This is a genomic window from Paenibacillus tyrphae (assembly GCF_027925525.1).
Taxonomy (GTDB): Bacteria; Bacillota; Bacilli; order Paenibacillales; family NBRC-103111; genus Paenibacillus_G; species Paenibacillus_G tyrfis_B.
In genome coordinates this window covers 1-14,904 of the sequence record NZ_BSDJ01000015.1, presented here as the reverse complement: position 1 = coordinate 14,904, position 14,904 = coordinate 1, and the positions used below count along the sequence as shown (strand labels likewise).

Below are 14,904 nucleotides of genomic sequence, written 5' to 3'. Positions count from 1 at the left end.
AAAAAATCCCCACGTATAAAGGTGGGGACATAGCGACGGGGAAAGCAAGTTATTTAGCCCACTTTTTTAGATTGCTTCATCATATCCAATACAAATGCAGCAATTAAAACCATAATGAATATGCTGCTCATTATCACTTTTCCTTGATAAACCTGTTGAAAGAGCAAAATTCCCATGAGAATGAAAGAAGCAACAATGTAAGGGACGTTTACCGAAAACCTTTTCAGCAGGAATTTTAGAACCAGAAGCCCCAAAATCGCATACCCCAGCATCATGCATAGCATGATCGCTGTGACCGAGAGTATCACCTTGTCACCCTCCCTTTTGAAAGGAATTAATTGGTGTTGTAGTAAGCCATGACATGTGAGTACCAGCAGCAAGGCGTATATAACAATCAATACCCCCATCAGCTACGTTGGCAGGGGGCCTTCGCTGGTGCTTCCAGGCTTACGCCATCTATCATTATGACAATTTAATCTCTTTGATCTCACCGTTCTCTGTATCAGCACTAAAAGTTAAATGATAAGTCTTTCCTGAATTTTCGATAGTATATATCAGATGCCACCCACCGTATGCTTGATCATTGACAAATTGGTCAGGCTCTCCAAAAATTTCTTAACATCGGAGGTGGTTCCTTTCCAATCCAATACCATAGGTTTAACATATATAGAAGTTGCTTGACTAGACTCTTCAAGCTCCTCCAATTTTAAGATTGTTACCAGTTTTTCGTTTTGACCATCTTTAACGACGAAGTTATTTGGAAATTCAAATATAAAGCCATCATACCTAAGTTGAAATCCATATTCTGAGCTTCCAGTCTCCAGTGGTTTCCCATATTTCTTAATGATTTCACTCTTAGTTGACTTAACTGAAAGATCAACTCCCTTTAACTTCCCCTGTGCAGCCAATTTCCAAATTTCATTTTGTTCATTTTTTTGACGATCTACAGAGGACGCTTGTTGACTTGGTTGCCCCTTCTGCTCGTTTTTAGTGGAGTCCGTTACAGGTTGCTGTTGGCTGCATCCCCAAACAAGTGCTAATGCACAGGCCATAAAAACAACTTTACATTGTCTCATATGGTCTTCCTACTCCTTTATTTACAAAATAAACCATATCATATGAACAGACCAATTTCAATGTCCGCTATTTGGGGTTTTGACCAGCTGGCGGAGGTGCTTTCAAACTTTTCAGACTTTACTACTCTTCCGTTTCATTTAGCTCATCAAGTGAAATCTCTTCTGGCTGATAGTTTTTTGGTGAATAATTGTTCCAATACCAGAAATATGCACCTTGGGAAACAATAAGTCTTTCAAACCATAATTCGAAATTAAGATTAATTGCTTCATATTCATGGCCAATAGTTGCGCCTTCAAATAAGTAGTCTTCCCTTCCCTCTTTTACCCGCGACGAATCAACAAAAATAATAGTTTGATTAAACTTCGCAATAGCATACAGGTTAGGAGGCAGTTCATTTTGTTCCGAGTATTCGATAATTTCCTCCAAGCCAAAAATATACCAAGGAGATTCAACATACTCGGACTGGTCTTGAAATAATATCGCGCCATCGTGCATTTTTAAGAAATCTATGTAACTTGTTGGCAAGAAAAAGCCTGTCTCTTTTACAAAGCTATAGATTTGATCTGGCGTAGCGGCTTTGTAAAAGGCGCATGTACAAGGTTTAACATAGCCCAATCCTCTTTGAACCCATAGGATCGGTTGTTTCGCTAAACGAGCCTTTAAGCTTCTCAAGGTCAGATATATAATTTTGTTCATATGTCGTAATTCCACCAATTCGTAAATTGATAATGTTTATCCGCATACAAAGGAATTAAAACCTCAATTAACATACCCATAATTTATACTCACTGGCCGGCGAATGAGCTGAGGAAGGCATCCGAGCAACCGGCACAATAGTAAAAACCCCCGTCGGCATAGCTGACGGGGGAAAGCAAACTTTTTAGTTTACTTTTTTAGACTTCTTCGCAAATATCATCCGCAGCGCAAAGCCAGCAATCAGAATCAAAATGAAATTTGTGCTGGGAATCACTCTTCCCTGTTGAATTTGCTGAAAGAGCCCAAGCCCGATGAGGATAAAAGAAAATACAATGAAAGGAACATTCACGGAAAATCTTTTCAGTATAAATTTCAGAGCCAAAAGAGACAAAATCGAATATCCCAGTATCATGCATATCATCACGGCTGTTACTGAGAGTATCACTCGTTCACCTCCTTGTCATTAGGGGTTTGAAGTGACATTGATGAAGCCAACATAGTGTATATTCAGTGTAACACCATTTCCTTTATTTTCAAAATTGATTTTGTTGGCAAGAAGACCAACACCCAATGACACGGCATAAGCGATAGCTTGCACAAGCTTTGTCGGAGGAGTAGGGATCAAACCAGAAATTGCCGCAGCCGCTGCCATTACGGTACCGGATTGCGTTAGATTATATGCGAGGTTAGCGGATTCTTGTTGAGTCAAAGTCAGTGCGTAACCCCACCAATAAAAGCTACCATAGGCCGCTGGCGAAATCTGAGAACCGCTCGGAATCGTTAGCTGGGATTTATCAACCACAAGCGTTCCATTAGCGACCTTAATATCTCCAACAGAAATGGCTTTATTTAGTGAAGCGACGCCTCTCTCGTAGACCTCAAAAGTTTCCTTTCCTACGACATTGACAGCGTTTTGGTCAATGTGAAGCAAGCCATCTTCCCCTGTTGTAATATATGCAGACATGGCGGAAATGTTCGTCAACACGTTGTTTTTCAGGTTTTTGTCAACCTGAACTTGGCTGAAATCTTGCGACACAGTAGCAGCTTGTGCAGGTGTCACCAAGGCGACGGAGCTGACGAGCGCAGCGGCGAGAACGGCGTTTGCAGATACTTTCCAAAACTTTTTCATGGATATTCCTCCCGTTTTTTTCTGAACAATTTGTGCGCATCAAATTGAACAATCTAAAAATATCATAATTATGAAAAATATGGGATAGGGATAGCTGTCTATTTTTTATCCCCTTGATTAGTTGATATAAGCAAAGTAATTACAGTGATTTCCAAGCAATCGCTTCTACTTTGTAAAAATTTATCGAATCGCTGTATTTCAAGTAAGAATTAGGCGATTATCGAAATAAACAGTTCATTGTCAGATGAAACCGACTTCGCTATAATTAACCAATGTAAAATAATAGAATAAAAAGGAAGGTTATGTGTAATGGTGGATATGTTAAATCACAATAAAACCATCTCCGATATCATCTTCCAACTTAGAAAAGAGAAAAACTTGACATATGCAGAACTTGAGGGGTTAACGGGTGTGGGTAAACCTGTACTTCAAAAACTCGAAAAAGGATCGACCAAGCGTCCTGAATTTAAAACGGTTAAAGCGATCACGAGTGCTTTCCCCGAAGCTTACCAAGAACTGATAGAATGCTACATCACAATAGAAAATCGAACGGAAGTGTTATATGAAGTTCTGCAAGATGTATTGTCAAGTGAGAAGCCATCACTAGTGCCTCATCAGACAACCTTGATCTTGTTTTGCTCACGTAAAATAGCAGCATGACGTTTGTTTTTATTTCGCCATCGCAGATAAGCTTGAATGGCTGAACCCAGATCTTTATGTTCCCTGAAGTCGTTTATCGCCTTGTTTAGCGGCGACTTAATTAATATATCACACTTGCCTATTCGATTGCAAGTACTTTTTTTCTACCAAGTGATGCAAGAGAAAAAAAAAGCCCTCGCCCTTCGAGGGGCGAAGATTAATGTAACATATAATCGAATTAAAAGTCAAGACTTGATCCAAAAATACTTTATTTCTGAATAACCTCTTGAATATGCAAATGACGTTCTACCGTAAGATTGATGATTTTGCCGTTCACGTTAACCCATGGTCTCGTCGGATGCGTACGGTCGGAGAATACGATTTCGCCAACGCAGTTATCATTCAGCCGGACAAGCATACCATTGTGGAATGCAGTTACTTTGCTTATAAATGTCTGAACGATGGCAGGCTGCATTTTGCCGAACGACTCTTTTTGAAGCTGCTCCAAAACAAGGTATGGCGAGACAGCCTTTTTGTGAAAACGGTCGTTCGTCATAGCGTGGAACATATCGGCGACAGCTACGATTTTGGAATACACATGAATTTTGTCGCCATGAATGCCAAGCGGATAGCCGGAGCCGTCCTCCCGCTCGTGATGCTGGAGGGCACACAGCTTGACCCCTTCGTTGATTGCCGGAACAAGCTTCAACATGTTATAGCCGATAACGGTATGCCGCTTCATATCTTCGGCTTCCTCGGCCGTAAGCTTGGTTGGCTTGAACAAAATAGCGGCATCCACTTTGGCATTGCCGATATCATGCAGCAATCCGGCAAGTGCAACCTGCATTAACTCCTTGGAAGACAACCCGTGCCATTTGGCCAAAAGATAGGAGGTCAGGCTAACCATAATGCTGTTATGGTAAATAAAATCATTCAGTTGAAAGTGACGCGGATTGAACGTCAGCACGTTATATTGGTCAATATTTTTAATAAGCGCTTCGAGCGTCGTGCGAATTTCCAGAATCGGCGGATTATGCCCTCCCGATGCGGCAGTATTAAATACGCGGCGAAGCAAATGCAGCATTTTATGATAATGCTCATGAAAAGGCAGGACGTTGTCGGCCTGCTCCTCAGACGTCGCTTCCTGCGCGGCAGGTTCCGCTTCACCGTCTTTGGATTCGATCTGAACGGATGGAATGAGGAATGCCCGCAAAATATCCAGATCGCGTTCCGATACGATTTTTCCTTTCATGAACAAAATATTGTTAAACTTGGTGAGCACATTCTCGATAATTCTTTCGCCGGGTTTCAATTGGGAAACAGGAACGGTTACCATGGGATTCCCTCACCTTACCTCTTGTCAGCTTCCGCGGATCATTGATTTCAAAAAAATAATACTTTAGACCCATATATTTATTATTATAAACGAAAAAGAATGGGGATGTAAGCCCCATTCTTCTCATCTTCGTCTAAAACATTTGTTATTCTTGTGTTTCCTGGCCTTCCGAAGACTCCTCGCCCTCTTCGAGCTCTGGCTGCTCCTCGCTCTTATCCACACGAGCCAAGGTCGATACCTCGTCCTCTTCCCGAATGTTAATGAGCTTGACCCCTTGTGTGTTACGGCCCATGAGCGAAATGCCGGACATGCTGGTCCGAATAACGGTTCCCGATGCGGTAATGATCATGAGGTCTTCTTCTTCCTGAACAATCTTGAGACCGACAACCGGGCCGTTCTTCTGTGTCACATTAAGCGTCTTGATCCCTTTTCCGCCGCGGGATTGGAGACGGTACTCGGAAATCGGCGTACGCTTACCGAACCCTTTGGAGGTGACGATCAGCACGCTGTTATCCTCATGCACGACATCCATATCGATGACCGCATCGCCTTCGTCGAGCTGAATCCCTTTGACGCCGGTGGCGGCCCGGCCCATCGCTCTTACTTCCTGTTCAGGGAAATGAATGGACATGCCCTGCTTCGTTCCCATAATGATCGATTGGTTGCCGTCCGTCAGCCTGACGCCGATCAAATCGTCGTCCTCCCGAAGGGTAACGGCAATAAGTCCGCCCTTGCGGATATTGGAATAATCGTCAAGCGGCGTCTTCTTCACCAAGCCGTTCTTCGTGGCAAAGAACAAATACTTGTCGGAATCGAAGCTTTCGACCGGGATAACCGCATTGATCGTCTCGCCTTGTTCGATCTGAATCAGGTTGATGATCGGCGTTCCCCGTGCGGTACGGCTTAGATCCGGAATTTCGTACGCCTTGAGACGATATACTTTCCCTTTGTCCGTAAAGAACATCAAATAATGGTGCGAGTTCGTTACGAACAGGTGTTCCACAAAGTCATCGTCTTTCGTATCCATCCCGATCACGCCTTTGCCTCCGCGGCGCTGGCTGCGATATGTCGATACCGGCAGTCGCTTGATATAACCGGTATGCGAGATGGTAATGACAACTTCGGTTTGAGGAATCAAGTCCTCGTCCTCGATGCTGTCTCCGCCGATCGTAATTTCGGAACGGCGGTCGTCGCCGAATTTCTCTTTGATTTCGTTCAACTCTTCGCTGATGATATTCAGAACGAGCCTTTCATCGGCAAGAATCGCCTTGAATTCGGCAATTTTCTTCTGCAGCTCGGCATATTCCTCTTCGATCTTCTCGCGTTCCAACCCGGTGAGGCGCTGCAGACGCATGTCCAGAATCGCCTGGGCTTGATCGAAGCTGAGACTGAAACGCTGCATCAAGCCGTCACGGGCCTCTTCGGTCGTACGGGACGCGCGGATCAAGGCAATGACTTCGTCCAAATGATCCAAGGCGATGCGAAGTCCTTCCAAGATGTGCGCACGCGCTTCCGCCTTACGAAGATCGTATTCGGTTCTACGGCGAATAACGACTTTCTGGTGCTCCAAGTAATGGAACAGCATATCACGCAGGTTGAGCACTTTCGGCTCGCCGTTGACAAGCGCAAGCATGATGATGCCGAAGTTCGACTGCATCGCCGTCTGCTTGTACAAGTTGTTCAGCACGACATTTGGATTGACGTCACGGCGCAGTTCAATGACGATACGCATCCCGTTGCGGTCGGATTCGTCGCGCAAATCGGTAATGCCGTCGATTTTTTTATCGCGGACCAGCTCGGCGATTTTTTCGATCAACCGGGCTTTGTTCACTTGATACGGCAGCTCGTGCACGATAATCCGTGCCTTATTGCCGTTTTCTTCGATGGTCGCTTTCGAGCGCATGGTCACAGAACCGCGTCCGGTCGCATACGCCTGCTTGATTCCTTCGCGGCCCATAATATAGCCGCCAGTCGGGAAGTCGGGGCCCTTGATCGATTGCATCAAATCGAGCGGCGTCACATCAGGGTTTTCGATCAGCTGCTGAACGCCGTTAATAACCTCGATCATATTGTGCGGCGGAATATTGGTTGCCATACCGACCGCGATCCCGGACGAACCGTTTACCAGCAGGTTTGGAAAACGCGCCGGCAGGACAGCAGGTTCTTGTTCTTCGCCGTCGTAGTTAGGCACAAAGTCGATCGTTTCTTTGTTGATGTCGCGTAGCAGCTCCATCGCAATCTTGGACAAGCGCGCTTCGGTGTAACGCATGGCCGCAGCCATGTCGCCGTCGATGGAGCCGAAGTTTCCGTGACCGTCAATGAGCATGTAGCGCAAGGAGAAATCCTGCGCCATCCTGACCATGGTTTCATAAACGGCCGAGTCGCCGTGCGGATGGTATTTACCGATGACTTCGCCGACGATCCTGGCGGATTTTTTATACGGCTTGTCCGGCGCCATACCCAGCTCCGACATCGCATACAAAATACGGCGATGCACCGGCTTAAGCCCGTCCCGTACATCCGGCAGAGCGCGGCTGACAATGATGCTCATTGCGTAATCCATAAAGGAGGTGCGCATTTCCGAGCCGATATCGATTTCTCTAATCTGCGAACGAGATTCTTCCGACATGTGTACCCCTCCTACATGCTATCTGCTCTTAAGAACTACTGCTATAAAAAGGTATAAGAACGTTGCTATGAAGACTTACGGGAAATCGATTTAATAATTAAATTATTCAATGAGTTCTCTTTAACAAATGGACTGCCTGCGTTAATGCGCGGAATTTGCATCGGGTCCGCATCCCGGCCGGTCAAGCCGCTTGCCGTCGTAAAACCGTAACGAATGCCTGCCTTGCGAAGCAAAGCGATCGATTGCTCGTCATAGTAGCCGAATGGATACGCATAGGCATCCACCGGACGATCATAAAGCTCCTTCAGCTTGTTGACACATGCTTTTGTATCATCCGTAATCCGCTGTTCGAATTGCGGCAGATCTTCGGCGCCGCCATCCTTAGGAAGCCGGGAAGTCAACAACGGCCCTCCGTCAGGCGCTCGGTCATGCAGACTATCCGAGTGGCACTGGGCGTCGATATCTTTCATTTCCCGGGTCATAAAACGGATCTGATCCCTGGAAAGCGAGGGAATCAGGCTCTGATCGGGATGCTCAAGATCTTTCGTAATGACAAAGTTCACGGCAGGAATATTCAGTTCTTTCAAGATCGGGTAAGCATTCGTATAAAAGCTCCGGTACCCGTCGTCGAACGTGACTAGCACAGCATTGGGCGGCAACTGCCCGCCGGCCATAAAATCGCGAAACTGCTGCAGCGATATGAAATGGTATCCCCGCTGCAGCAGATCGGTCAGTTGGCCGCGAAAGCGTGCCGTCGTTATCGTAACGTCGCCCTGCGTGTGATCGTCGATATGGTGATAGGCGATGACCGCTACCCGGTCTGTGTACCAGACGTCCGTTCCCCGTCCATGGAACATGCCCGGGACGAGCAGCAGCCAAGCGACTGCCGCGAGCAGCCACAACAAGCCGTATTTTTTCATATTTCGCATGGCTAAGCCGTTAAATATCCAGGTTTTGGACGAATTTGGCGTGCAGCTGGATAAAGTCGCGCCGCGGCTCGACATTGCTGCCCATCAGCGTATCGAACATCGTATCCGCTTCGATCGCATCTTGAATGCTGACCTGGAGCATCGTACGGCTTTCCGGGTCCATGGTCGTCTCCCACAGCTGCTCCGGATTCATCTCGCCCAAACCTTTATAACGCTGAATATTCACTTTGACGCCGTCGCCGAATTCGGACAAGATCGTTTCCCGCTGCTTGTCGTTGTACGCATAGCGCACCGTTTTGTTCCGTTCGAGCTTGTAAAGCGGCGGCTGGGCGATATAGACGTAGCCGGCTTCGATCAGCTTGCGCATGTAGCGGTAGAAGAACGTCAGGAGCAGCGTCCGGATATGGGCGCCGTCGACGTCGGCGTCCGTCATGATAATGATTTTATGGTAACGCGCTTTGGCAATATCGAAATCTTCCCCGATTCCCGTACCTAGCGCCGTAATAATAGCCCGAATTTCGTTGTCGGACAAAATTTTGTCCATACGTGCTTTTTCCACATTAAGAATTTTACCGCGCAGCGGCAAAATGGCTTGGAAATGCCGGTCGCGTCCTTGCTTCGCGGAGCCGCCGGCGGAGTCCCCTTCGACGATATACACTTCGCTGATCGAAGCGTCCTTGGAGGAACAGTCGGCCAGCTTACCCGGTAAGGAGCTGACTTCGAGCGCGCTCTTGCGGCGTGTCAACTCGCGCGCTTTCCGCGCGGCTTCCCGGGCTCTTTGCGCCTGAACGCCTTTTTCGATGATTTTGCGTGCTATGGTCGGATTTTCATCCATAAATTCCTGCAGCTTCTCGGCAAAAAGCGACTCGACAATCCCGCGAACTTCGCTGTTGCCGAGCTTCGTCTTCGTCTGGCCTTCAAACTGCGGTTCCGGAATTTTGACGGAAATAATCGCGGTAATTCCCTCACGCACGTCGTCACCGGTCAAATTGGCGTCGCTGTCTTTAATCGCATTGAATTTCCGCGCAAAATCGTTCAAGATGCGCGTCAATGCGCTTTTGAAGCCGGACTCGTGCGTACCGCCTTCGTGCGTGTTGATGTTGTTGGCGAACGAATAAATGTTCTCCGTATAGCTGTCGTTGTATTGCAGGGCGATTTCCACCTGGATGTTGTCTTTTTGCCCTTCGACATAGATCGGCTGATGCAGCGCTTCCCGGTGCTGATTCAAAAACTCGACAAACGAAATGATCCCGCCTTCGTAGAAAAACGATTGGGATACGTCCGTTCGTTCGTCGGTCAGTGTAATTTCGATGCCTTTATTTAAGAACGCCAGCTCCCGAATCCGCGATTGGAGCGTCTCGTACGAGTACTCCGTCGTTTCCGTGAAGATCTGCTCATCGGGCCAAAACGTTACTTTCGTCCCCGTTTCATCGGACTCGCCGATCACTTGCAATTCTTGTTGCGGAGCACCGTAACGGTATTCCTGCTGGTGCACCTTGCCTTCACGCTTGACCTCTACGATCAGCTTCTTGGAAAGGGCGTTCACGACGGATACGCCTACCCCGTGCAAACCGCCGGAAACTTTGTAGCCTTCGCCGCCGAACTTGCCGCCGGCATGAAGCACGGTGAGGACGACCTCAACCGTCGATTTTTTCAGCTTCGGATTCTCGCCGACCGGAATACCGCGTCCGTTGTCGATAACGGTAATGCTGTTATCCTGGTGAACGATGACATGGATTCTCGTACAGTATCCTGCCAAAGCTTCGTCTATACTATTGTCGACGACTTCCCAGACCAGATGATGAAGGCCGCGGCTACTTGTTGAGCCGATGTACATCCCCGGACGCTTGCGAACGGCCTCCAGACCTTCAAGCACCTGGATTTGACTTTCATCATAAGTTGTACCTGGATTCACAGACATGCAGACACCCACTTTTCCGTAATTAAGAAAAGCTTCCTTACGAAGCGTTTCAAAGATCTAGTTCGTTAACAGATGATGAGCCCGTTTCTTCAAGGTCATGGACGAAATCGGAGAATAGTATACTTTCGTCTGGGTCACCACGAGCGACTTGCTTTCCTCCTCGCCGATGACTTCCACCTTCTTGTCTTTATTGGCATACGTTATAAATTGTTTCGATATTTTCGATGATTTCTCAATGGAAAGGTCAAAAATGGCGACAAGCTCTGCGGCGCGAATAATTTTTTCTCCGCCCAAATGGATAAACACGCTGGCCCACTCCTTATCGGCAAAACTATCTATGTCAAGCTTCCGTCCCGAACGTGAATCACAGAAGCGCTTTCCAGTTTTGACAAATCTATGCTTTCAATGCCAGTGGTTGTTATGAAGGTTTGGACCTTGCGTTGAAACGTCTCGATAAGCTGGGTTTGGCGGTAGCGGTCAAGCTCGGAGAGCACATCGTCGAGCAAGAGCAGGGGATATTCGCCGACCTCCTCGCGGATCAGCTCGATCTCGGCCAGCTTAAGCGACAAAGCCGTCGTCCGCTGCTGCCCTTGGGAGCCGAACGTCTGCACTTCCTTGTCGTTGATATAAAATCGCAGATCGTCGCGGTGCGGCCCGACCAACGACACGCCCCGGCGAAGCTCCTGATCCTTCACCTGTGATAACTTTATCATAAAATGGTCAAATAAAACAGCGTCTTCTTGTTCCAGCGCGTGGGACAAGGCGCAGTCGTACTCGATGCGAAGCTGCTCGGAGCCGTTCGTAATGCCGGCATGGATCTTTTCGGCCCATGCTTGCAGCTTCTTTATAAAGCTTTGACGTTTTTTCATAATTTTAACACCGAACTGCATTAATTGCTCATTCCACACGTCCAGCATGGAAGCTTTGCCCGGCGAGGAAAACAGCTGCTTCAAGTAATTGTTGCGCTGTTGCAATATTTTGTTGTATTGCGACAGGTCGTGCAAATAGGCCGGGTAAACCTGCCCGATCTCCATATCGAGAAAGCGCCTGCGGACACCGGGAGAGCCCTTAACGATCTCCAAATCTTCAGGCGCAAACATAACGACGTTTAAGGCCCCGATGAAATTGCTGAGCTTTTTTTGCTCCAGCCCGTTCACCTTGGCCTTTTTGCCTTGCTGCGATATGGATAAATCGAGCTGCACCGTGCCGTAGCGCTTTTCGACTTCGGCGTGCAGCAGCGTGGAGGAAGCGTTCCACCGGATCAGCTCTTTATCCTGATGCGTCCGGTGGGATTTGGTTAACGCGAGCACGAAGATCGATTCGAGCAGGTTCGTTTTGCCCTGTGCGTTCGGTCCGACAATGATGTTGACCATGTTGTCGGTTTGGAATTCCATCTGGTCATAGTTACGGTAATGCTGCAATGAAAGCCGTTTTAACTGCAAAAGAGTTCCTCCTAAGGGCTTTGCGCAGCAAAGCCTTCTTCGAAAGCATGTGCTTGGGCTTTGCGTAACAATGCCAACTTCGAAAGCATATGCCGGGCTTTATTCTTGTATGACTTGGAACTCGCCGCAGCCCGCAACGTTGACGATGTCGCCGGCCACCAGCTTGCGGCCGCGGCGGTTATCCGGCTCGCCGTTGATGATGACGGTAGCCTCCTGCAGGAAGCTCTTGGCTTGTCCGCCGGTGGAAATACAGTCGGCGAGCTTCAAAAATTGCCCGAGCGTAATATATTCAGTGCGAATGCCGATATTTTTCATCCTTGAAAGGCACTCCTTTAGCCTGTAGTCCGGTACGGCAAAATAAGCTGCAGCAGGCTCGAATTTTCGTCGGGACGAATGATGATCGGCTGCATCGCACCGGTGAAACCGATATGAATCTGCTCGCTGTCCATGACTTTGAGCGCATCCAGCATATATTTGGAGTTGAACGAAATACGCAGCAGTTCCCCAGTAAGGCTGGCCGTCGTCAGATCCTCGGTGACCTTCCCCAGCTCGGACGAGCTCGAAGAAATTTCAATGGTCTGGTCCTCGTGCATGATGAGCTTCACGATATTCGTTTTTTCTTCCCGCGAAAGCAGGTAGGCGCGGTCGATCGCGTCCGCCAAATTGTCTGTGTTGACAACCAGCTCGGTCTGATACGCCTGCGGAATGAGCTTCGACGTATCCGGATACGTTCCGTCCAAAATACGGGTATAGAAAAGAATCGAGCTCATTTTGAATAGCACCTGATTTTCGGCGAACACGACGTCGATCAGCGTGTTTTGATCAGGTAGAATTTTGGATAGCTCATTCAAAGTTTTCCCAGATATGGAAACATTATTAAGGGAAAGGTCGACGTCGGTATCTATGGTCGTTTCCCTGGAAGCCAGACGATGCCGGTCACAGGCAGTAAATTTTAGCTTCCCGTTTGAAATTGTCCACAACACTCCGGTCAAAATCGGCGTCGCTTCGTTCGTTGACACGGCAAACGATGTTTGCTTGATCATCGTTTTAAGCAGATCGCTCGGGATCTGAATCCGTTTGTTTTCTTCAATGCCCGGCATGATCGGGTATTCCTCTGGATCGAGTCCGACCAGCTGAATTTCTGAAGAACCGGAACGGATCGTCGTTTGGAAATGGTCTTTGACCTCAATCTCGACTTGCTGTGCCGGAAGCTTGCGGATAATTTCCACGAAAAACTTGGAAGGGAGCACAACGCTGCCGGATTGCTTCAGATCGATGACTTGCAGCTCGTTTTTTTCGTTGGGAATGAAGCTTTGAATCGAAATGTCGGTATCGCTGGCCGTCAGCGTGATACCGGTGGAGTCGGCGTCTATTTTAATTCCGCTTAAAATGGGAATCGTCGTTTTGCTGGAAATGGCTTTGGAAACGTGCTGAATCGATTCATTTAAAAATTCTTTCAGTACGGTTAACTTCATAATTTCACTCCTACGGGTTCTAAAATGGGAGAGTCGCGCATATACCTCTATATTACATGTTTTTTTATAGTAATAGTAGTAGGGCCTCGGGATATGTGGATAACTGCGTGAATAAGGCAAAAAGAGAGCCTATCCACATGTGAATAAGTGTGTGCATAGGCTCCCCTTTATTCAGTTGTGGATTGAGGGCTGTGAATTAGACGCCAATCGTTACATCGTCACGTTTTTCACTTTTTCGGTAAGGTTCTGGATGATTTTATATAATTCCTGGTCGGCCTTGAGCGCTTCGGATATTTTTTCGTGCGCATGAATCACGGTCGTATGATCGCGTCCGCCGAACGCTTCGCCGATTTTCGGCAGCGAAAAATCAGTCATCTCGCGGGCCAGATACATGGCGATTTGCCGCGGAAAAGCCACGGTTTTGGTTCGTTTCCTCGCTTTGAAATCCTCCAGCTTCAAGCCGTAAAATTCGCCGACCTTCTGCTGGATGTCATGAATCGTGATCACCCGCGGACGGCTGCTTGGGATAATATCCTTGAGCGCCTCCGCCGCCAAATGCGACGTAATGTCTTCGTTAATAAGAGACGAGTAAGCGACCACCCGAATCAAGGCGCCTTCCAGCTCCCGAATATTCGAATCGATCTGGTTCGCTATGTAGACCATCGCTTCGTTAGGAATATCCAGGTTTTCGGCTCTCGCTTTTTTGCGCAGAATGGCAATCCGTGTCTCTAGGTCCGGAGGCTGAATGTCCGTGATGAGCCCCCATTCGAAGCGGGAGCGCAACCGTTCTTCGAGCGTCGGAATTTCCTTCGGCGGCCGGTCGCTGGAGATGATGATCTGCTTCCGCTCTTCGTGCAGCGCGTTAAACGTGTGGAAAAATTCTTCCTGCGTCGATTCTTTTCCCGCAATAAACTGAATATCATCTATAAGAAGCACGTCGATATTGCGGTACTTGTTGCGGAAGCTTTCCCCCCGGTTGTCCCGGATCGCATTGATGAACTCGTTCGTAAATTTTTCGGACGAGATGTAGACGACCTTGGCGCTCGGATTATGCTCAAGCACGTAATGGCCGATCGCGTGCATCAAGTGCGTTTTCCCCAGCCCCACGCCACCGTACAAAAACAACGGGTTGTATGCTTTGGCCGGCGCTTCGGCGACCGCGAGCGAAGCGGCATGAGCGAAGCGATTACCCGATCCGATGACGAACGAATCGAACAAATACTTGGGATTAAGCATGTGGCTGACCGTTTCCTCGGAAACGGCGGTTCGCGGCGCGCTTGCAGGAATGGTTGATGGGGAGGAAGAGCGGCTGAACGAATCGGCTTCATCTTCGGACTCGATGATGAACTTTAATTCGACCTGCTTGCCGCAGTAATCGAATACGGCTTCCTTTATATGCTTGGTATACCGGTTCTCAAGCCATTCCCGGGAAAAGTTGTTGGGGGTACAGATGACGACCGTGGAATCGTTGAATGCCACGGCTCTTGTGGAAGTCAGCCACGTCTCGTAGCTTGGCTTGCTCACCCTTTTTTGCAATATGGAAAGAACTTGCTGCCACTGGTCGTTGGGATGGCTTTCCACAATCTATTCACTCCTTAAAAAAAATAACCGGTATGGCTTAAGCCGCGACC

At 48.0% G+C, this 14,904-nt stretch carries 14 protein-coding genes; 1 reads left to right on the top strand and 13 read right to left on the bottom strand.

What is annotated here, in order from left to right:
- Positions 1 to 53: 53 nt before the first annotated feature.
- The 4 genes from QMG93_RS18855 to QMG93_RS18840 all read right to left on the bottom strand — a co-directional run bounded on the left by QMG93_RS18855 (position 54) and on the right by QMG93_RS18840 (position 2,902).
- Positions 54 to 308 carry a hypothetical protein gene (locus QMG93_RS18855; RefSeq protein WP_281939121.1) on the bottom strand — a complete coding sequence of 85 codons (255 nt, stop codon included), beginning with the start codon at positions 306 to 308 and terminating at the stop codon, positions 54 to 56.
- A 246-nt stretch (positions 309 to 554) separates the two neighbouring features.
- Entirely contained in the window at positions 555 to 1,076 is a 522-nt protein-coding gene (locus tag QMG93_RS18850) for a DUF4309 domain-containing protein (protein WP_281939119.1), read from the bottom strand.
- Between the two features lie 121 nt (positions 1,077 to 1,197).
- Positions 1,198 to 1,773, bottom strand: coding sequence for an SMI1/KNR4 family protein (locus QMG93_RS18845; RefSeq protein ID WP_281939117.1), 576 nt, complete (start codon positions 1,771 to 1,773; stop codon positions 1,198 to 1,200).
- Between the two features lie 463 nt (positions 1,774 to 2,236).
- A complete protein-coding gene (locus QMG93_RS18840) occupies positions 2,237 to 2,902 on the bottom strand; it encodes a hypothetical protein (RefSeq protein WP_054973038.1) in 666 nt (221 codons plus the stop codon).
- Between the two features lie 309 nt (positions 2,903 to 3,211).
- Here QMG93_RS18840 and QMG93_RS18835 point away from each other — a divergent pair, with 309 nt between their 5' ends.
- The gene (locus QMG93_RS18835; RefSeq protein ID WP_281939113.1) at positions 3,212 to 3,562 is read left to right on the top strand and encodes a helix-turn-helix domain-containing protein; all 351 of its coding nucleotides are present in this window, start codon (positions 3,212 to 3,214) and stop codon (positions 3,560 to 3,562) included.
- 247 nt (positions 3,563 to 3,809) lie between these two features.
- Here QMG93_RS18835 and QMG93_RS18830 read toward each other — a convergent pair whose 3' ends face one another.
- The 9 genes from QMG93_RS18830 to dnaA form a co-directional block, all read right to left on the bottom strand.
- On the bottom strand, positions 3,810 to 4,877 hold the full coding sequence (locus QMG93_RS18830) for an HD-GYP domain-containing protein (RefSeq protein ID WP_281939111.1): 1,068 nt from the start codon (positions 4,875 to 4,877) through the stop codon (positions 3,810 to 3,812).
- A 145-nt stretch (positions 4,878 to 5,022) separates the two neighbouring features.
- Entirely contained in the window at positions 5,023 to 7,506 is a 2,484-nt protein-coding gene (gene gyrA, locus QMG93_RS18825) for a DNA gyrase subunit A (RefSeq protein WP_281939109.1), read from the bottom strand.
- Between the two features lie 65 nt (positions 7,507 to 7,571).
- Positions 7,572 to 8,435 carry a polysaccharide deacetylase family protein gene (locus QMG93_RS18820; RefSeq protein ID WP_281939107.1) on the bottom strand — a complete coding sequence of 288 codons (864 nt, stop codon included), beginning with the start codon at positions 8,433 to 8,435 and terminating at the stop codon, positions 7,572 to 7,574.
- 10 nt (positions 8,436 to 8,445) lie between these two features.
- The gene (gene gyrB, locus QMG93_RS18815) at positions 8,446 to 10,356 is read right to left on the bottom strand and encodes a DNA topoisomerase (ATP-hydrolyzing) subunit B (protein WP_281939105.1); all 1,911 of its coding nucleotides are present in this window, start codon (positions 10,354 to 10,356) and stop codon (positions 8,446 to 8,448) included.
- A 57-nt stretch (positions 10,357 to 10,413) separates the two neighbouring features.
- Positions 10,414 to 10,662: an extracellular matrix regulator RemB gene (gene remB / locus QMG93_RS18810; protein WP_010502242.1), complete on the bottom strand. Its 249-nt coding sequence runs from the start codon at positions 10,660 to 10,662 to the stop codon at positions 10,414 to 10,416.
- Between the two features lie 29 nt (positions 10,663 to 10,691).
- Positions 10,692 to 11,798, bottom strand: a complete 1,107-nt coding sequence (recF, locus tag QMG93_RS18805) for a DNA replication/repair protein RecF (RefSeq protein WP_216795429.1) — start codon at positions 11,796 to 11,798, stop codon at positions 10,692 to 10,694.
- A 99-nt stretch (positions 11,799 to 11,897) separates the two neighbouring features.
- Positions 11,898 to 12,113 carry a S4 domain-containing protein YaaA gene (gene yaaA / locus QMG93_RS18800; protein ID WP_036691741.1) on the bottom strand — a complete coding sequence of 72 codons (216 nt, stop codon included), beginning with the start codon at positions 12,111 to 12,113 and terminating at the stop codon, positions 11,898 to 11,900.
- Between the two features lie 17 nt (positions 12,114 to 12,130).
- Positions 12,131 to 13,273 (bottom strand): DNA polymerase III subunit beta, encoded by a 1,143-nt coding sequence (dnaN, locus tag QMG93_RS18795; RefSeq protein ID WP_281939100.1) that lies wholly within the window; start codon positions 13,271 to 13,273, stop codon positions 12,131 to 12,133.
- Between the two features lie 210 nt (positions 13,274 to 13,483).
- Positions 13,484 to 14,854, bottom strand: a complete 1,371-nt coding sequence (gene dnaA / locus QMG93_RS18790) for a chromosomal replication initiator protein DnaA (protein ID WP_281939098.1) — start codon at positions 14,852 to 14,854, stop codon at positions 13,484 to 13,486.
- Between the last annotated feature and the right edge of the window lie 50 nt (positions 14,855 to 14,904).

Bases quoted from the DNA above. Each gene is read 5' to 3' on its own strand.
- QMG93_RS18850 (WP_281939119.1), bottom strand. From the start codon at position 1,076: ATGAGACAATGTAAAGTTGTTTTTATGGCCTGTGCATTAGCACTTGTT.
- QMG93_RS18845 (WP_281939117.1), bottom strand. From the start codon at position 1,773: ATGAACAAAATTATATATCTGACCTTGAGAAGCTTAAAGGCTCGTTTA.
- QMG93_RS18840 (WP_054973038.1), bottom strand. From the start codon at position 2,902: ATGAAAAAGTTTTGGAAAGTATCTGCAAACGCCGTTCTCGCCGCTGCG.
- QMG93_RS18835 (WP_281939113.1), top strand. From the start codon at position 3,212: ATGGTGGATATGTTAAATCACAATAAAACCATCTCCGATATCATCTTC.
- QMG93_RS18830 (WP_281939111.1), bottom strand. From the start codon at position 4,877: ATGGTAACCGTTCCTGTTTCCCAATTGAAACCCGGCGAAAGAATTATC.
- gyrA (WP_281939109.1), bottom strand. From the start codon at position 7,506: ATGTCGGAAGAATCTCGTTCGCAGATTAGAGAAATCGATATCGGCTCG.
- QMG93_RS18820 (WP_281939107.1), bottom strand. From the start codon at position 8,435: ATGCGAAATATGAAAAAATACGGCTTGTTGTGGCTGCTCGCGGCAGTC.
- gyrB (WP_281939105.1), bottom strand. From the start codon at position 10,356: ATGTCTGTGAATCCAGGTACAACTTATGATGAAAGTCAAATCCAGGTG.
- yaaA (WP_036691741.1), bottom strand. From the start codon at position 12,113: ATGAAAAATATCGGCATTCGCACTGAATATATTACGCTCGGGCAATTT.
- dnaN (WP_281939100.1), bottom strand. From the start codon at position 13,273: ATGAAGTTAACCGTACTGAAAGAATTTTTAAATGAATCGATTCAGCAC.